Annotated in this window: 17 protein-coding genes; 4 read left to right on the plus strand and 13 right to left on the minus strand. The window is 42.9% G+C overall.

Translation table 11 applies throughout. The features are described from left to right. Positions 1–86 precede the first annotated feature (86 nt). From AACT52_RS34490 to AACT52_RS34500, 3 genes are all read right to left on the minus strand, one after another. Positions 87–1,238 carry a glycosyltransferase family 4 protein gene (locus AACT52_RS34490; protein WP_073634947.1) on the minus strand — a complete coding sequence of 384 codons (1,152 nt, stop codon included), beginning with the start codon at positions 1,236–1,238 and terminating at the stop codon, positions 87–89. Positions 1,239–1,331: 93 nt separating this feature from the next. Beyond that, complete coding sequence (locus AACT52_RS34495; protein WP_073634948.1) at positions 1,332–2,384, minus strand: glycosyltransferase; 1,053 nt, start codon at positions 2,382–2,384, stop codon at positions 1,332–1,334. Between the two features lie 44 nt (positions 2,385–2,428). Next, a complete protein-coding gene (locus tag AACT52_RS34500; RefSeq protein ID WP_073634949.1) occupies positions 2,429–3,475 on the minus strand; it encodes a glycosyltransferase family 2 protein in 1,047 nt (348 codons plus the stop codon). Positions 3,476–3,830: 355 nt separating this feature from the next. On the opposite strand from AACT52_RS34500, the gene gloB reads away from it, so the two are divergent. Both gloB and rplI read left to right on the plus strand, forming a co-directional pair. After that, complete coding sequence (gene gloB, locus AACT52_RS34505; protein ID WP_073634950.1) at positions 3,831–4,604, plus strand: hydroxyacylglutathione hydrolase; 774 nt, start codon at positions 3,831–3,833, stop codon at positions 4,602–4,604. A gap of 388 nt (positions 4,605–4,992) precedes the next feature. Next, positions 4,993–5,451: a 50S ribosomal protein L9 gene (gene rplI / locus AACT52_RS34510; RefSeq protein ID WP_073634951.1), complete on the plus strand. Its 459-nt coding sequence runs from the start codon at positions 4,993–4,995 to the stop codon at positions 5,449–5,451. Between the two features lie 339 nt (positions 5,452–5,790). On the opposite strand, the gene AACT52_RS34515 is transcribed toward rplI, so the two are convergent. Continuing rightward, positions 5,791–6,759 carry an RsmB/NOP family class I SAM-dependent RNA methyltransferase gene (locus tag AACT52_RS34515; protein WP_073634952.1) on the minus strand — a complete coding sequence of 323 codons (969 nt, stop codon included), beginning with the start codon at positions 6,757–6,759 and terminating at the stop codon, positions 5,791–5,793. Positions 6,760–7,074: 315 nt separating this feature from the next. Between AACT52_RS34515 and AACT52_RS34520 the strand changes: the two genes are divergently transcribed. Further along, positions 7,075–7,407: a hypothetical protein gene (locus AACT52_RS34520; RefSeq protein WP_143172942.1), complete on the plus strand. Its 333-nt coding sequence runs from the start codon at positions 7,075–7,077 to the stop codon at positions 7,405–7,407. Positions 7,408–7,746: 339 nt separating this feature from the next. Here the strand turns inward: AACT52_RS34520 and AACT52_RS34525 are convergent, their stop codons facing one another. From AACT52_RS34525 to AACT52_RS34545, 5 genes are all read right to left on the minus strand, one after another. Further along, the gene (locus AACT52_RS34525; RefSeq protein WP_073634954.1) at positions 7,747–7,998 is read right to left on the minus strand and encodes a hypothetical protein; all 252 of its coding nucleotides are present in this window, start codon (positions 7,996–7,998) and stop codon (positions 7,747–7,749) included. Positions 7,999–8,187: 189 nt separating this feature from the next. Then, complete coding sequence (gene sppA / locus AACT52_RS34530) at positions 8,188–10,023, minus strand: signal peptide peptidase SppA (protein ID WP_073634955.1); 1,836 nt, start codon at positions 10,021–10,023, stop codon at positions 8,188–8,190. 221 nt (positions 10,024–10,244) lie between these two features. Continuing rightward, positions 10,245–11,600: an RNA-guided endonuclease IscB gene (gene iscB / locus AACT52_RS34535; RefSeq protein WP_073634956.1), complete on the minus strand. Its 1,356-nt coding sequence runs from the start codon at positions 11,598–11,600 to the stop codon at positions 10,245–10,247. A 258-nt stretch (positions 11,601–11,858) separates the two neighbouring features. Further along, complete coding sequence (gene fni, locus AACT52_RS34540; protein WP_073634957.1) at positions 11,859–12,902, minus strand: type 2 isopentenyl-diphosphate Delta-isomerase; 1,044 nt, start codon at positions 12,900–12,902, stop codon at positions 11,859–11,861. A gap of 402 nt (positions 12,903–13,304) precedes the next feature. Further along, positions 13,305–13,814 (minus strand): MgtC/SapB family protein, encoded by a 510-nt coding sequence (locus AACT52_RS34545; RefSeq protein ID WP_083630715.1) that lies wholly within the window; start codon positions 13,812–13,814, stop codon positions 13,305–13,307. A 435-nt stretch (positions 13,815–14,249) separates the two neighbouring features. On the opposite strand from AACT52_RS34545, the gene AACT52_RS34550 reads away from it, so the two are divergent. Then, on the plus strand, positions 14,250–14,522 hold the full coding sequence (locus AACT52_RS34550; RefSeq protein ID WP_073634959.1) for a DUF7219 family protein: 273 nt from the start codon (positions 14,250–14,252) through the stop codon (positions 14,520–14,522). Here the strand turns inward: AACT52_RS34550 and AACT52_RS34555 are convergent. From AACT52_RS34555 to AACT52_RS34570, 4 genes are all read right to left on the minus strand, one after another. Continuing rightward, complete coding sequence (locus AACT52_RS34555; RefSeq protein WP_339375019.1) at positions 14,519–14,698, minus strand: hypothetical protein; 180 nt, start codon at positions 14,696–14,698, stop codon at positions 14,519–14,521. The two genes, AACT52_RS34550 and AACT52_RS34555, sit on opposite strands and share 4 nt — an antisense overlap. 266 nt (positions 14,699–14,964) lie before the next feature. Next, positions 14,965–15,609 carry a response regulator transcription factor gene (locus AACT52_RS34560; RefSeq protein ID WP_073634978.1) on the minus strand — a complete coding sequence of 215 codons (645 nt, stop codon included), beginning with the start codon at positions 15,607–15,609 and terminating at the stop codon, positions 14,965–14,967. Continuing rightward, on the minus strand, positions 15,609–16,493 hold the full coding sequence (locus AACT52_RS34565) for a S1C family serine protease (RefSeq protein ID WP_233154140.1): 885 nt from the start codon (positions 16,491–16,493) through the stop codon (positions 15,609–15,611). The genes AACT52_RS34560 and AACT52_RS34565 overlap by 1 nt, the downstream gene beginning before the upstream one ends. A 65-nt stretch (positions 16,494–16,558) precedes the next feature. Next, a complete protein-coding gene (locus tag AACT52_RS34570) occupies positions 16,559–17,488 on the minus strand; it encodes a S1C family serine protease (protein WP_073634962.1) in 930 nt (309 codons plus the stop codon). Between the last annotated feature and the right edge of the window lie 89 nt (positions 17,489–17,577).

A 17,577-nucleotide genomic window follows, 5' to 3' on the forward strand; every position in this document is an offset into this window, starting at 1 on the left:
TCAAAACACAATTGCAACCATAATCCTAACTTTCCAGACAGTTCAATATAGTTAATACCCCATTTAAAATCACCCACTATAAATGCTCACAAGCGAGCAATTACCGACTTTAGGATAGATGCCATAGCATAGAGGCTATATTTTTCTACACATCTTTCTCTCGCCTTTGAACCTCGCTCGTTTGCTGAATCTAAATTCTGAAATATCAAATCTATTTGCTCTGCAATTTGTTCGGGAGAATCAGGGTCAACTAAATAACCAGTTTCACCTAAAATTTCTGGAATATCTCCTACTCTGGTCGATAATACAGGTTTAGCCATTGCCATTCCATCTGTTAACTTTAGGGGAAATTGGGCGCGAGCGATTATCGTATCTCGCTGGGGAACAACCACAACGTGAGCTGCTGCTACAACAAGAGGCATAACTTCAACAGGACACTTGGGTAACTTGATAATCCAACGTCCCCATTTTTGAATGAGTTTATCATCATAGTCATCGTAAGGACTGCCACCCACAATCACCAGTCTTAAATCTAACTGATTCAACCGATCCAACGCCATCAAAACATCTTCAACGCCCTTGTGCGGTCGTGGTGCTCCCGGAAACATTAAAATTCGATAGTTAGAGAGACCATAACGCTCTCTGCTTACCTTTGGATCGTACTTACTCGGGTCAAACATGGCAGTATCTTTACCATTAGGCACATAAACACCGCCAAAGCGTTCTTTAAGAAACTCAGTATCTATTGTTACCGCATCTGCCTTTGGCACTAAGCTTTCCATCCATTGTATATAAAGTGGATGATCGGGAAATCTCAATGCACCATCTTTCTTTAAGATATCCCTGGCAAATTGCTTAAGACTCGGACTATACTTCCAATCAAAACCCCCATGCCAACTCAGTTCCCAGTCATCCATATCTAAAAGTAAAGGACGACGGCTCCTAAATTTCTTAAGTAAAGACACACCAAAACTCGTAGACTTGGGTTTTACTGCATAAATAATATCTCCATCTATTTTTTGCAGAAGTTGCTTACTAGCGCTAAAAAATTGAGGATAGTTTTCGCCAGGGATAGAAATAATATTGATGCCATCGGGAGGAATTGCATACAATTCTTTCCCAAAAATAAAGCCGACAATTTCTACTTTATAGTTAAGCTTTCTCAGGACTTGTGCAAGCAAAAAGGCACGAACGCTGCCACCACCGCTTAAATCACTGACAACTAATGAAACCTTCATATTTATTAAATAAACCGTTCTCTAAATGGCAAATAAGGCACAGCAAGAGCAAGAGGCTTTTTTGCTTTCATGTTACTTACTGTTTACAAAACCTTATTTTAGAAGTTTCTGGAATTCGAGAGAAAAGTTTTTCCAACTTAAATGCTCAACAGTCTTTCTGACATCTGTTTGAATTTCAAATGCTTTGTCAATCAGTTCGCATATTTTTTCAATAGAACTATCAACGTCAAACAGAAGTCCGTTCTCGCCATGAACAATGAGATCCGGAGAAAACCCTGTTTTGCTGGCGACGGGAACAACATTGCACATCATCGCCTCAACCAAAGGAATTGGACCTCCTTCTAGCTTGGCAGGCGAAACAAAAACGTCCATTAAAGCATAATATTTGGGATAATCCGAGTAGGGAGCTTCAATATAAGAAAAGTTTGGCAAAGCTTTCATTTCCGGAAATTTCTGGTATTTCTCCCATCCTTTACCAAGCAGAATGAATTTTCTGTGGGGCATCATTTTGATGATGTTAAAAATGCGGTCAGGTTCTTTCCGGTAATAAAAGGCTGTGCAGAAGCCAATAGCATTATTATGACGTTGATGCGGTTGGAAAATTTCGGGATCAGCCGCTCCCAATATATAAGTGACCTTTTGAGAATTCACTCCTTGTGAGATAAGAAGTCTAGCAAATTGCGAGCACATACATATAACCTTACTAGCTTTATTGAGCGCATAGATCAGTTCATCGTTACCGATATTAAGGTCTGAGCGGGGATGAGTGTGCCAAACGAATATCTTACTTCCCCAAATAGATGGATTTTGTTTTAGACAGACTGGCACAAAAGAGTAATGAGCGAAAAAGTAAGCTTTAGATGGAGGTAGAGAAGATTCTGAATAATGAAAACAATATTTACCGGGAAAGTAAGTTGCAATCTCTCTACATATAGCTTCAAGTATCCAACCCTTCGCCAAATCCAAGACGACAAAAACTAAGTCATACTGTTCTAAACCCTCGGTTGGAGATGGCTTAGGTTGCGATTTACTCATTAAATATTTTATGTAAGAACGAGCGTAAGGTATTGTATATGCTGGTCTAGCAAGTATTCTTTTTACCTGATTACGCAAATTTTTGAGCTTACTTTTGATGCCAGTAATCATTTACTTTACTCAAGGATAATATTTGATGATTGAACATATTCAAATCACACGAACGGTCGCTGAGATAAATTTAATGCTGCTTTGACAAAGTTGAGTTGCTTAGACACAATAGATATCACTTTCTTTGAGCGGGGACCGCGATACTGTTCGTATAGTAAGAAACTGGGTATGATTTCCCTGAAGGCTTTGAAAATTTTGAGTTGAGCTTTATTGTTGAACTTGATTTTTTTATCGAGAAGATAAACAGGCATAGGAACTATTTGTAGTAATCTCTCAAAATTTTCTTCTTCTTTATCCTTAATGGCTTCTTCTAAGAAAAGTTCCAAACCTATCTTACATAGTTTGTTCAATTGCGGGTAATTTTTTACTACGGTTTCGTAAAAAATAATATAGTAGTTTGTCATGTACTTCCAATTATTGGTTCGGTTTGATTGATGCTTTGTGTAGTAAGCACCAATCATGGGAGTGTAAATGAAATTGGCACCCGCCATTAAAATATCTATAGCAAAATATCTATCCCCTAGTGCTTTCAGGTATTCCGGAAACTTTGTCTTAGTTAAGATGCTTTTTTTCATCAGCATAGCTTGCTGGAGAGCGGGATGAGGTGAATCCGCTAGGAAATCTGGAATGAGTAAACGTTGAATGAGTTCGTCTTTCGTCAGGAAACCAATAACATTTTCCTGAGTGTTCGCAATGTTTTGGTAGGCATCTATAAACACTCGTTCATAATCGGAGTAAAAGACTATATCGTCATTGACATTAACTTGTTCTAAATAGCTTAATTGAAATCTAATTTTGTCTTCATGAATCCAATCATCAGCATCTAGGCATTGTATCCATTCACCCTGTGCTTTTTGAACACCAAAATTACGAGATGAGGGTAGTCCGCCATTTTCCTTATAGTAGTATTTAACTCGCGGATCTAGATTCATCAACTCCTCAGCCACCTGACGAGTATTATCAGTAGAACCATCATCCACAATCACACATTCAATATCAGCAAAAGTTTGTGATAAGACACTTTTTACTGAACGCTCAAGGTAGCAACCTTGGTTAAAGCAATTAACAATAATTGATACTAATGGTGTCATTTATAAATTATTCCTTTTGTCTCTGATGGTCTCTAATTGTCTCGGAAAAATTACAACTTTAAGTCAACGCACAACAACATACTTTTGTTACTGGATGATATAAGATATTACTAATTGGAATTCATTGATTTTTTTCCTCCAAAAAGAATTAGCACTTAACAAAGAATTTCATGGATAAGACGTAGAAGGGGGCGGAAAGAATTATAACATGAATTGCGTAAAATTACGCTTGTGAATCATCATTTTTAATGCAAGGGTAAAGCTATAATATAGTTGATCTAACTTGTGCAGGTAGCCCTGACGCTTCTTTTGCATAGCATTGTTGATAAATACTAAAGTGAGGGAGTAACAGCAAATGCAGGTAATCCGTCTGGCTGCACTTTCAGATAATTACATCTTTGTGCTGCACGAGCCAAAGCAAAACATCGCCGCCGTCGTCGATCCGGCTGAGGCTGAACCAGTATTAAAGCAACTTGCAGAACTAAAAGCTGAGTTGGTGGCGATTTTTAACACGCACCATCATAATGACCATGTAGGAGGGAACCGCCAGCTCATTCAAAAATTCCCCCAAGTGACAGTTTATGGTGGGGCTGAGGATAAAGGGAGAATACCAGGACAGCAGGTGTTTTTACAAGAAGGCTCGCGCGTCGAATTTGCACAAAGAACAGCTGAGGTGATCTTCGTTCCGGGACATACTCGCGCTCATATTGCCTATTATTTTCCTCCAGAAAACCCAGGTGAGACGGGTGAGTTATTCTGCGGCGATACTCTGTTTGCTGGTGGTTGTGGTCGCTTGTTTGAAGGGACACCAACGCAAATGGTAGACTCCTTAAGCAAACTCCGCTCATTACCTGATGATACCCGCGTCTGGTGTGCCCACGAATACACTCTGAAAAATCTGCAATTCGCCCTCACCGTAGATGCACAAAACGCCGACTTACAAAGGCGTTACGACGAGGTGAAGGCGTCCCGGAGTCGGAAAGAAGCGACTGTTCCCTCGCTTTTGGGGGTGGAAAAACGCACAAATCCCTTTTTACGCTGGGAGCAACCAGCATTACAATCAGCTGCTAACAGTCGCGACTCCGTGCAAACCTTTGCCTGGATACGAGGAATGAAAGATAAATTTTAGTCATTGTAGAGACGCGCTGTTTGAAGCGTCTCTACATATTTGTCATTAGTCATTAGTCTTTGCTAAAGGATACAATACAAGGACGCTTAGAAAGTAGTATGGGACGACAGAAATAACTATACAGTTAGAAATAGGTTCAAACCTTGGTGATGTAAGTTTTTTCTCCTGAGTTCTGAGTTCTGAGTTCTGAGTTCTGACTTCTGACTTCTGACACTAAATTGATTTTTCGTGTAGGGAACAGTTGCGATCGCGCCCTACATTTCGCTATGATTTGTAAGTTTCGGGCTATACGCAAAGCTCCTTGGAAGACAGCTACACTCCTAGCGAACTATCCGGCTGTTGCCCAAGCAATTAAGATTTTAGAGAAAGCACAGAAAAAAGAACAACGATGGCGAAACGTGTACAGTTAGTTTTAACTCAAGATATCATCAAGCTAGGCAAATCTGGCGACTTAGTAGAAGTTGCTCCTGGCTATGCTCGTAATTATCTCATTCCCAGAAGTTTGGCAACTCGTGCCACTCCTGGTATTCTCAAGCAAGTCGAACGTCGCCGCGAGTTAGAACGCCAGCGGCAATTAGAATTGAAGCAACAAGCCCAAGAGCAAAAAGCAGCTTTGGAAAAAGTTGAAAGCTTCAAAATTGCGAAGCAGGCTGGTGAAGGCGAAGCTATTTTCGGTACTGTCACCAGCCAAGACGTGGCAGATGTCATTCAACAAACCACAGGACTGGAAGTAGATCGGCGTGGTATTACCATACCCGATATTGGTCAGTTAGGTACTTATGAGGCTGAAATTAAGCTGTATTCTGACGTGACAGCAACAGTCAACATTCAAGTTGTAGCTAGCTAAAAATTTTATTTAGCAGAAGCCCCGTGCAAAGTGCTTCTGACAGATAGACACAGATAAATCTTACATATCTGTGTTTTTTTGTATTTATCTGTGGTTGATTTTTGTAGTAAGGACTTTAGTCCTTGCTTTAACGTGAGTTCGATATATCCTGATTTGACCCCTCTCCAAACCTCTCCCCGAAGCGGGGAGAGGCTTAAAAAGCCTATTATGCTCGTACGTGCGTTGCGGATTTTTTGCCCCTTCCCTTGTAGGGAAGGGGTTGGGGTTAGGTTTCGTCGAACTCACGTTGCTTTAGTGGAGAGGACGCGCATTCCTCACTACGAACTTCCAGACATGATATTACTCGTTAATGTCCTCGCGGTTTGTGTTCATCCAAATCGTAGATAAAACCTCTACATCTATCTCCTTTCTCTCACCCTCTTGAGTATTTTTAAACAGCACTGTAAACGCACCTGCGCCCAACCTATCCTGAGGAAACATCCGATAACAAGGCACAGAAGTTAAATGCGATTGATAACTTTGTAAATGACTAATCTCCACCGCTTGAAACTGAGGAAACCTTTCCAAAAACCATTCACAAACTTCCTCATTTTCCTCAGGAGAATAGGTGCAAGTCATATAAGCAAGATACCCTTGCGGTGCCACAATTTGAGCAGAATTGGCTATAATCCTCTTTTGCCGATTTGCACTCTTATTAATAGCTGTTGGATGAAAACATCCTGGTGCTTTCTCCCCTTTAGCAAGTAAAGATTGCCCAGTACAAGGCGCATCTACTATTACTAAATCACTAGATAAAGGTGTCCTTTCAGCCAAAATACTAGAATCTTTATTAACCACAGCAGAGGGGTTAATATGACAACGCTTTAAATTAGAAATTAACATTCCCAACCGTTTGCCAATAACTTCATTACTTATGATCCATTCAGGCTGCAAGCCTTTCCAAGCAAAGACACTCTTTCCTCCAGGTGCAGCACACATATCAAAAACTAACTTGACAGGACTAGGAATTGTTAACAAAATAGAAGCCGCAAACACAGAAGAAAAATCTAGACAATAAAAATATCCCTGTGCGTGCAGGGGATGTTGACCGGGTTTTTCTCCAAAGGATAAACGGTCTATGAATTCTGGTTGCCAAGTGGTTGGTGTTTCCACATAAAAGGGAGATTTTTCAGGCTTTTCCTGACACCAAAGAATGCAGGGATGGAAAGGTTGAGGATGAATTAAAGCATCAACAAATTTCTCTTGGTCATCTAGATTTTTAAATAAACGGCGCGAAACTTTAAGTAATAAATTAGAAGCTTTCTCCATAAATTGTTGTCAATAAGTAAGTAGGCGAAAACAAATTGAAGATAGTGTAGGGTGAGTTAGGCGAAGCCGTAACGCACCAAACCCGCCAATTTGATGCGTTACGCTAACGCTAACGCATCCTACAGTGGTTTTATATTTAATTCAGCCCACGTACTTATAGCCCTAATAGTCTTTTAGTTAATAAAGGTGTCCCCAAAGCGATTACGGCTACCACGCACTCAAAGTGCTTTCCTAAGTTACAGTAGGTGATGAAAATAAGTTTTCTCATTGCACTGAGATATGAAAACCGTCATTGTGATATTTGCAACTTTACTTATGACCTGCACATCAGCTTTTGTAGCCGAAAAATCCTATGCAGAAGTAAGTACTGTAGCTCCTCGCATCACTATTAGTGAAAGGTGTCAGCAGTTACAGTTAAACTGTACTCAGTCTAAGCTGTTAGACGTCGGGCGCAAGTTAGAGCAATTGTACGTAAGCCGATATCACGAGAAACCACCTCAACAGCGCGGCGTCAACGTCTACACCACCGCTAACATCGACCTGATTGACCAAGTATTCATTAATCAGCTAGCAAAAGAAAACGAGAAGCTACGCAAAGACTTGGAATTAAAAGATGCCAATATTCAGCCCCAGGGTAAACGCATTTAAGAAGAACGCAGAACACAGAACACAGTAATCAGAATATCCCCACAAGGAGAATCCGGCGGGAAATAAGTGCGGAAAAACGCGCGTTAGTCTCCACGGATAAATCCAGGGGCTTTAAACCAACACTCACGACCAGAACTCTTAATTCATGCTCGTCCTCGCGTTTAATATTCTGGCTTCTGAGTTCCTACTGTGCGGTCTTTCTTGGTAATTTGCTTCAAGTGGATGAACCAAGAATCCCACGGCTTCAAGCCGTGGGAGTGTCAATCAATTGAGTCATTAGTAATGAGTTTGTAGTTGTGCTTGGGCACAGCTACAAGTTAATAACTATAATAAGCGCTTTCAATCTTCATGCCGATGTTGCCATGCTGCACCAAAAGCCGCCCCAGCCCCAACTATCAAGCCGGTACTCATTCCCTCTATAGTTCTAGTTGTTGGGTCATTGGTTAGACATTCACTAGTAACTGTACTAGCTTGCAAACACGAATTGCTCTCTGCCCAACTTGTGGTGCCTCCTACAATCACACCAGCTAAACTACAGGAAACAACGAGAAGCAAAAGGCGTTTAGTTTTTATGTCCTTGGGCAGTTGCATAAATTGTTGTGCATGGTAAGTAGTCCACAACTACTTTACACATCCACGCGGCTCTTGTCAGCTGGGTGTTAATTTTTTATGGAGATGAGGGAGGGAGGGAGTGAGGGAGTGAGGGAGTGAGGGAGTGAGGGAGTGAGGGAGAAAATTCCTCCTTTTCCCTTTGTTGTGTTGCCCTCCAATCTTTAGATATCACTCAATCCGTAAGTTAAAGGGTAAGCGAACATACATACCCTGTGGGTCGTTCATTTTTTGCAATATTGCTAATTCCTGTTGCAGTTTTTGGAATTCAGCCATCAACGGATCTGGTGCTTTGAGTTGCGCTTCATCCACTCCTAAAGCAGTTCGCGCTTCTTCAGTGACTTGTCCAAACAGGCGTTCTTTAAGGGTGCCTCCTCTGGGATGTTCCTGCAATTCCCAATTTTCTCCCAGATTCGCCGCACTAGAAGCGTATTTAATAGCAGCATCCAAACCGCCAATCTCATCCACCAAACCTATTTGCTTCGCCGCTGCACCAGACCAAACTCGTCCTTGAGCAATTTCAGCCACTTTTTGCTGTGGGAGTTTACGACCTTGTGCTACTTTATTGAGAAACAAACTGTAGATGTGGTTAACATTGCGCTGGTATAGTGCTAATTCTTCTGGTGATTTGGGACGAGCAACTGTTTGATTGTCAGCATAGCGGGCTGTTTTCACTGAATCCCAGGTGATACCGTTGTTATTGGCTAGCTTTTGGGCATTCATGAGTAGTCCAAACACACCTATCGAACCTGTAATTGTGTTTGGTTCAGCAAAAATGCGTTTGGAGTCTGTTGCAATCCAGTAGCCACCAGAGGCTGCGACATTACCCATCGATACCACAACTGGTTTTTCCTGATTCGTCAGCCGCACTTCCCGTTGCATTTGTTCAGAACCGGTTACGCTACCACCTGGGCTGTTGATCCGCAAAACGACAGCCTTAACATCTTTGTCCTGTCGCAGTCGCCGGAAGATTTTGGCAAAGCGATCGCCTCCTACATCTCCACCATCTCCTAGACCCTCGACAATCTCACCTTCTGCATAAACTACTGCAATTTTATTTTTCGAGTCGCGTTCTACACCAAAGGACTTGCCAGGAACTCCTGCATACTCTCTGAGGCTGATTTGACGAAATGTTTTATCTTCCTTGTCGCTGTTGGTCAACTGCTTGAGTTCAGCAACCACCTGATCGAAATACGCAACCTTATCCACCAAGCGATTGGTTTTGGCTTGATCTGCCAACAACAAAGCCTGTTTATCGGCGATCGCCTGCAATTGCTGCGGGTTCATTTTGCGACTTGCTCCTACCGTAGCACGCCACTCACCCCAAACATCATTCAACAATTGCTGAGTTTGTGCACGGTTTTCTGGACTCAGCTTTGTGAGTAAATACGGTTCAACTGCTCCTTTAAACTTGCCGACTCGTACAACCTGAACCCCAATACCGTACTTCTGTAATGCTCCTGCAAAAAATAACGGTTGCGTGCTAAAACCGTTAATTTCTATTGCTCCTAACGGATTAACAACAATATTATCAGCTACCGAACTTAAGTAATATTCTCTTTCCCCCCAATCCATGCCATATGCCACAATTTTTTTCCCAGCAGCGCGGCACTTCTCCAACGCTTGACGAACTTCCTTAAGAGTCGCAAAGCCAGTGCTTCTACCTTCTGTAGCGCGGCTGGCATCTAAATATATTCCCACAATTCGTTTGTCACGTTGTGCTTTTTCTAACGTGTTCAAAACGGTGCGCAGTGACATCGTTTTGTTATCCTCTGCTGATAATACGTTCTCAAGAAATTCGCTAGAACTTGGCTCCCCATCAGTGATGTTTGTTGACAAGTCAAAAACCAGCACTGACTTATCTTTGACAAGAGGACCCGTATCTTTCGATGAAGCTGCTGCAAATATTAGCAACAACAGTCCAGTCGTTCCCAGACCGCAGAAAATGAACAGCCCCAGTAGGCTTCCGATTAAGCTGGCAAAAGTTTGTTTGAGAAAATTACGCATATTCGATATTTAGTCATTAATTATTGGTCATTAGTCGTCAGTCGTTAGTGTTTAGACTTAGGAATTGAGAACTAATGACTTCACCCTGTATCTTCTTGATATTTCCACTCTATTAGACTCAATTTCTCACACCAATCACCCAACAACCTAAACACTAAGGGTTAGAAACTGTAAGTTGTTTTCTGTACACATCTGTACATTTCTAGTCATTTTGTAGAGGTCTAGGCATAGTCGTATCCATCCTTTCGATGAACAGGTGTTAAGTAGTCCAACTTAATTGACCTCCGTTTTTTGTCAATAACAAACTCACCATAGCCGTGAGACATAGGACAGACTCGTGCGGTGAAAGTCCCAGCATATTTGCCTTTCAAGACATCAGCGCGAACAATATCACCTGTGCAGAATCCGAGTATTGGGCGCAATGGGCGATGTTTTTGTGGATAACCAAACTTATCCGTTTGGCATCGCTGTCTACCACCAAAACCAGTTGCTTTAACTCGAAGAATTTTGGTAGTAGCGAGTTTGATGGTTTCGACTACGCCCTTACGGGTATCTCCTCCGGAGAGGCTGCGCCAACGGCAGTTGCCTGCACTGGCTTTTCCGTCTACAGCACTGCACTGACCAACACAAGCCGCATCAATCCAATGCGCTTTTGGCAAATCAAACTGAATCCGGTTAAACTTGGTTTGACCTCCGGTTCCTGTTCTAACTGGCAAACCAAAAGACTTCAAAATGTTGAATAGTACCCACCTAGTACTATTAACGGATGCTGCATCTTTCAACGGTGCTTTTGCTTGCTTAAGGATGCGATTTAGCACTTCTGGTTTACCTTTGAGAAAATCCTTTATATCCTTATTACCTTTGCGTTGATTGCATTTATGGCAAGCCAAGCAAAGATTGGATATGCGGTCACTTCCTCCTTTTGACTTTGGTTGAATATGCTCAATTTCTAGTGGAACATCTTTGACACCACAATAGGCACACTGGCGATTCCACTTCTCTAACAGGTATTCACGGCATTCATAACCGTGCAAAGTTCCTTGCTGGTATTCAGTTCCAGAGATTTCTGGATTCTGTATTACTTGCGTGTCAAACTTAACCAGTTCTTGAACGATAGAACCAATTGGCGCGAACTTTTGAAGACGTTTTACCCAGGTTTCGGTTGTTAAGACACGATGTCTGAGAGACGGAGCGTTGAGCCTACCATGATTGAGCTTGCGGTTGAGGAACCGAGCTTTACGGTAACGGGTATTACGGTTTCTACGTCCTCTTCTAACTGCTCTACGATGCTCCAGAGCATCTTTGATTTGTTGACCACGGTGCTGCAACTCCATTCCCCAAATAACATTACCCTGATTGGTAACTAAAACAATCCCTGTAAACTTAGAACCTGGGTCAATTTTGAGTGTGAGAGGATATACATTTGGATTCTCAATAATTCGCTTTAAGATTAAGGTGAACGGATAGCGCCTAAAAACTGCTGCTTTCCCAGAATCCAGTAACTTTCTTGCTTGTGCCGGATGCACTGGATTGAGAGGTGTTTTATTTTGGTCAATAAGAAAAACGTAGTTTGACATATTCTGTCATCCTTATTTCTAAGTAATGTTTGCCTCGACAATGATTTAAGAGCTTGTTGGGAAGGCAGCACTACAGCTATAAACCTGTTTGCTGATTACTTAACTACCTTCGACAGAGCTTGATGCTGGCGTTCACATCAAGGTGTCATGACCCAAAAATCGTAGACCTCTAAAGTCTTAGTCTGCACGCTCCGACTTTGTACAGCTTTGTCTACAATTGACTAGTTTTGTATAGGTTTTTCGGAGCGGTTCTTATTATTATTTTATTTCTTGTAAACTTTTTGAACACTTAAGTTGTTCTAGTGTAGCGTTACCAGTGCAAAATAAGACAGTCGTGATTTCGGCAATTAACACCTCAGCTAAGTCGTAAACAGCCGCTTCTGAAACAGCAGCAGCTTGCAGAAAAGGCATTGCCAACCCAGCAATGTCTGCTCCCAGTGCCAGCGCTTTTGCTATGTCCAATCCATGACGTAATCCGCCCGAGGCAATCAAAGGCACATCAGGAGCGATCGCACGAATACTAGTAATACACTCCGCCGTTGGCAAACCCCAGTCTGCAAATGTGCTTCCCAGACGGCGTTGCAAAGAATTTTCTGCCCGTTCGCTTTCCACCTTTGCCCAAGATGTGCCACCAGCACCAGCCACGTCAATCGCCTTGACTCCAGCAGCGATGAGTTTCTCTGCCATTGCCGAGGAGATGCCATTGCCCACTTCTTTAGCAATTACGGGTACTTGTAATTTACTACATAAAATACTTATTTTGTCAAGTAAACCTTGAAAATTTTTATCACCCTTAGGTTGAATACACTCTTGTAGCGGGTTAAGGTGCAAAATCAAGGCATCAGCCTCTAGGATATCAATAATTCGCAAACACTGATCTAAACCATAACTGTAATTGAGTTGGACTGCACCCAAATTGGCAAACAACAGAACATCAGGGGCGTACTTGCGAACGGCAAAGGTATCAGCAACTTGGGGTTTTTCCACCGCCACACGCTGGGAACCAACACCCATCGCTATTTTATAATGCTGAGCAACTTCCGCTAAACGATGGTTAATGATTCCCGCCTGTTCGGTTCCTCCTGTCATAGAAGAAATCAGCATTGGTGCAAGAAGCTGTTTCCCCAAGAACGTAGTACTGATGTCAATCTCATCAAGGTTGAGTTCGGGTAAGCAACAATGGGTGAAACGGTAGCGTTCCAGTCCATTTGTGGTTTGGTGGAATTGTACATCTTCTTCTAAACAGATGCGGATATGGTCGGCTTTGCGCGATTGGGTTGCTGCTGGAGTTGTAGGATTCACGGTTGGCTATAACTGAAAGCGATTGCGATTACCATTTTCTCAGTCTCAGGCATTAAACAAGAGTGCAAAACTCAAGTTTAGGAAAAAAAACCACAGATGGACACAGATGGACACTAGTTATTTATCTGCACGGCAGTTGCGGGGCTCGGGGGAACCCCCCTCCGGGTATGTCCTGAGCCCTATGCCTGCGGCACGCCAAGGGCGAACGGGCACGGCTTGAGGCCGTTAGCGCAAGCTCCTCCGGAGGAGGCACGGACACGCTACGCACATGAAGGAGCCTGCGCTTTGCGCTTACACCAGTCGCCTGGGCGTGGGGAACGCGCCTGCAGCGCGCTTATTCACCGCAACGCACTGCCTCGTTTATCTGCGTGCATCTGCGGTTCTAAATATTCTAAATATCATTCAATTGTTATCATCAAAGCTTTTCGAGCTAGACCTCTTGAGTCGCTTTAGTCCGCTAAGAACCACCAGCGCCAAAACAGTTCCAATCAAACTCATTCGCCATAACCCACAACCTGCTGCGGCTCCTAATCCACCAGCCAGCCAAATAGCTGCAGCGCTCGTCAGTCCCTTGACTTCTTCCCTACCGAGTTCTGGACGAGATTGTCGCAGAATAATCCCGGCTCCTAAAAATCCCACCCCTGTAGCCACTCCTTGAGCAATTCGCGCCATTGCGTTGAGAGCAGTAGAACGAGCCATAACATTATCAGCAAAACTACCATCAGGTAGTATCTGCAAGGGAATCATTACGAACAGAGCAGAACCCAGGCTCACTACTGTAAAAGTTCTCATCCCAGCAGGTCTACCAGTTCGCTCGCGGTTCCCACCAATGACAACACCAACAAGTAGAGCTGTAGTTAGACGGAAAACTACACTCTGCCAATCGTTCGGACTGAAAAACATCTCACTCATTGCGCACCCACTAGGAAAACTAGAACAGATATCCCAAGCATCGACCAGCGTCTTGGGTGGAAACAAGCTAAAGGTAGCTAGATTGTGTTTGACCCTGCCATGTTATAGTCTTAAGAACTTTATTAAAATACGGTAAATCTGCCGACTTATTGTATTTTAATTGTTAACTTTAGGTTAAGAAACGAATCTGGGGTGAAATAATCGGAAAAGCTTATACACAAACGGTTAATTTAGAAGACAGATGAATCAAAACAAGATGTACAGAAGAAATTATTTGTCGATCTCATTTTTCATATTTTTACCTAATCAATAGGTAAAAATATATATTTTGGAAGATACAAGGTAATAATTACTGTTTTAATTTGTTATAAAATTTACATAAGTTAAATTCAAATTAAATACAATTAAAGTAAATTATAAATAGGAGGTAGATTCATGGAAAACTCTAATCAAAGAGACAAGGAAAAACTTCTCTACCCTCACGCTCGCTACTACGGTCAAATAAAGCCAGAAAATCTACTATTTAACGCCAATCTCCAAGAATTTTCTCAGAAGGTAAGCTATATCAGTTGTTTAGAAACATCAGGGAAATTAGCACCACAAGAAGCTTATGACAAGATTAAGGCACTTTGGAAACAGCTAAAACGCAGCAAAAAAGAATTGGGAATTGGCAACGGATCATCAGACATAACTAAAGACATAACCTAAAGTATCTCAAAATCATCGTTGACTACCTCAAATTCTTTTGGGCTCAAAGACACCACAATGTCTTCTGAATCTACCTGAATCAGCCAGCGTCCACTAGGGTGAGCGCCTGATAGTACTTCTTTGGCACAGATTTTCCCAACTCGTCCAGCTACATATGCTGGACGTAGAATCAGCACTTTGTCTCCAACTTTGGGCTCTATGGCACTCCTCATCCACAACTTTCAAAAATGAACTGTTCTCCATGAAAACCGAAGTATCCTTAACCTTAGGTTAATAATAGACATGATGAAAATACTCCTTAAGACATAGGTAATTAGAATTAAGATATGTCTTAAGAAGTATCTGTTAGTTTTTTATCCAAAAGTGCCAGTAGGAGAATTTCTAAACTTGCGGTTGGCAGTTGCGCAAGTGTTTTCTGGCTCAAGTTGCGGTTAAAGTAGTCTTACAGCATAATCAAACCCAGCCTTACACCAACAGCAACAGCTTCTGTGCGTGTCGAGACACCCAGCTTTTGAAAAATAGATGAGACATGAAACTTAACAGTATGATCTGAGATATTTAAACGTTTGGCGATCGCCTTATTACCCAATCCAGAACCAAGCATATTTAAAACCTCTATTTCTCGTGGTGTCAGTGCTTGCATAGGATTTGCGGTTTCTTTTTGCCGCATACTCGACTCTTTTAAAGCAAGCAGAGATTCGATAGTATCAGAATGCAGCACCACTAACCCAAGAGCGATCGCCTCAACAGCCGCGACAATTTCTGATTCTGTGCTGGTACTTGGCAATATGCCGCGTACACCAGCACGCAGTGCTGCTTGAAAGTCTATACTATCGACATCAGCAAGAACAATCATTGCAACTGGGTCTTGCTGCTGTTGTGAGGAAAGCAATTCCCAGACTAATTCCTGAAAGTTGCCACTCACATCCAGCAGCACAACATCGGGTTGTAATTGCTCAAATTCCGTTGTAAGTGCATCCAAATCTGATGCACTGCCTACGACTGTGAGTTTGGAACTGCTTGCCACTACAGCTGACAATCCAGCTCGCACCACTGGGGAAGCAGCAACTACAAACACCCGACGTATCATACCACCTCCGCCACCTGACAAACTAATTGCCTTCCGCCACGCAGGATTTGTAACGGTAGCGGTTTGGTGCTGTCGGTACGCTCAAGATACTTGCTTAAATCATCAAGTCTGGTAAAATCTTGTCCTGAGACTCCCATGAGGACATCACCAACAAGCATACCAGCAGCTTCAGCAGCACTTCCAGAATTGACAGACAACACCAATAAACCTAAGGTGCGTTTGTTGGTTGCATCTACCACCACAGGTTGCACAGTGACACCAAGCTTTTGACGATTTCCACGCAAAAAACCTTCTACAGCAAGGCTTGGTATCGCCACACCCAAACCGTTTACAATCATGGTGTTAATCCCGATGACTCGTCCAAGACAGTCAGCAAGTGGACCGCCAGAATTGCCAGGAAACAGCCGAATATCAGCGATAACCATACGTTGATGGCTAGCGTGGATAATCCCGCTTGTCACAGCACCGCTATCACCAAAAGGATTCCCGACAGCCAAGACGAATTCTCCCACTCGCAATGCATCCGAATTGCCGATGGTTGCAGTTGGTAAGTCAGTCGCATCAATTTTAAGAGCAGCTAAATCTTTTGTGGGGTCTATATTGGTACGTACAGCCTCAAATACCCGTCCATCCCACAGTTCCACAGTTGCTCGGTTGTTGGTAGCAACATGAGCATTCGTGATAATTAAACTACCCCCCTCAGTTCCCGGCAATAAAAGTTTATCCTTATCTCTCCCCTGCTGGCGGGGGAGTTGGAGGGGGTGAAGGGAAGATTGCCAGATAACGCCGGAACCACCTCCATAAGAGCTACTACGCACTTGTACAGTCACTTTGCGTACATTTTCAGCTACTGTAGCCAATTCATCAGTTATGCGTGTCATTGTTGCAATACTCATGTTCCGACGAGTGAATTTTGAATGCGTGAATTTTGAATTGGTATGACTCTTCAAAGCACCGGTCTTTCGCCAATGAAAATTGCTAACTCAACTAACGCACCAGCTCGGATCAGCTGCACTTTGATAGTTTTGCCAACGCGATCGCCACTGTTCAAAAGCGCCAACACATCACCCGTATCATTCACAAGAGTCCCATCCAAAGTTACCAAAACATCCCCAATCAGCACACCAGCATTGTCAGCAGGTCCATTTGGCTCTACATTAACGACAATCACTCCAGCAGCAGAAGTTAAATTGAGTGACGTTTTCAGGTTCTTTGGTAAGCGTACGGGTTGCATCCCTAAACCTAGGTAGCCGCGTGCAATGTGTCCTTTTGCCAACAGTTGGTCAACCACTCGATTAACTGTAGAAGCGGGTATAGTAAGAGCAGTACCGCGTCGTCCCGATGTGTTCATGCCTACCACAGAACCCGCAGCATCGATGAGTGGTCCACCTGCAAAGCCAGGATAAAGCCTGATGTCTGGACGGATAAACTGGTCTATATTACCACCGCTCATACTCCGCCAAGCACCACTAACAACACTCACTGCACCTATAGCTGCTCGGATGTCACCTTCGCTACTTCTTCCTAAGCCCAGTACCAAATTACCAACTTTTAGTGTTTTGGCGTCGCCTATGTTCGCCACCGGGATGTCTGCATTTTCTATTTTGAAGACAGCGACATCGGTGCTAGAGTCATGCCCTATGAGTGTCACAGGTACACTATTAGCATTTGATAGAGTGACTGTGATTTCGTCATAGCGCTGAAGTGACTCGTCAGAAGTAACGATGATACCATTGCGCCAGTGAATACCGCTAGGAGAAATACGCGTACCAGCGTTCACCGCAACAACAGCACCCCCAACTTGCTCTACAGTGTCAGCTAAATTGTTGGACAAAGCCACTAAGGCGTTAGACGTATCGAATTCAGGTGAAGACATTCCATTTCTCCGCTTTTTGATGGAAAAATTAGGAGTAACTTTTCCGTATGTTGCGATCGTGCCGTTTCGTCCCTATAAATGACATCAGA

The sequence above is a fragment of the Scytonema sp. HK-05 genome (assembly GCF_963872035.1).
Taxonomy (GTDB): Bacteria; Cyanobacteriota; Cyanobacteriia; order Cyanobacteriales; family Nostocaceae; genus Kalymmatonema.

Bases quoted from the DNA above. Each gene is read 5' to 3' on its own strand.
- AACT52_RS34570 (WP_073634962.1), bottom strand. From the start codon at position 17,488: ATGTCTTCACCTGAATTCGATACGTCTAACGCCTTAGTGGCTTTGTCC.
- AACT52_RS34520 (WP_143172942.1), top strand. From the start codon at position 7,075: ATGACCTGCACATCAGCTTTTGTAGCCGAAAAATCCTATGCAGAAGTA.
- AACT52_RS34525 (WP_073634954.1), bottom strand. From the start codon at position 7,998: ATGCAACTGCCCAAGGACATAAAAACTAAACGCCTTTTGCTTCTCGTT.
- iscB (WP_073634956.1), bottom strand. From the start codon at position 11,600: ATGTCAAACTACGTTTTTCTTATTGACCAAAATAAAACACCTCTCAAT.
- sppA (WP_073634955.1), bottom strand. From the start codon at position 10,023: ATGCGTAATTTTCTCAAACAAACTTTTGCCAGCTTAATCGGAAGCCTA.
- rplI (WP_073634951.1), top strand. From the start codon at position 4,993: ATGGCGAAACGTGTACAGTTAGTTTTAACTCAAGATATCATCAAGCTA.
- AACT52_RS34490 (WP_073634947.1), bottom strand. From the start codon at position 1,238: ATGAAGGTTTCATTAGTTGTCAGTGATTTAAGCGGTGGTGGCAGCGTT.
- gloB (WP_073634950.1), top strand. From the start codon at position 3,831: ATGCAGGTAATCCGTCTGGCTGCACTTTCAGATAATTACATCTTTGTG.
- AACT52_RS34565 (WP_233154140.1), bottom strand. From the start codon at position 16,493: ATGACACGCATAACTGATGAATTGGCTACAGTAGCTGAAAATGTACGC.
- AACT52_RS34550 (WP_073634959.1), top strand. From the start codon at position 14,250: ATGGAAAACTCTAATCAAAGAGACAAGGAAAAACTTCTCTACCCTCAC.
- AACT52_RS34515 (WP_073634952.1), bottom strand. From the start codon at position 6,759: ATGGAGAAAGCTTCTAATTTATTACTTAAAGTTTCGCGCCGTTTATTT.
- AACT52_RS34495 (WP_073634948.1), bottom strand. From the start codon at position 2,384: ATGATTACTGGCATCAAAAGTAAGCTCAAAAATTTGCGTAATCAGGTA.
- AACT52_RS34500 (WP_073634949.1), bottom strand. From the start codon at position 3,475: ATGACACCATTAGTATCAATTATTGTTAATTGCTTTAACCAAGGTTGC.
- AACT52_RS34545 (WP_083630715.1), bottom strand. From the start codon at position 13,814: ATGAGTGAGATGTTTTTCAGTCCGAACGATTGGCAGAGTGTAGTTTTC.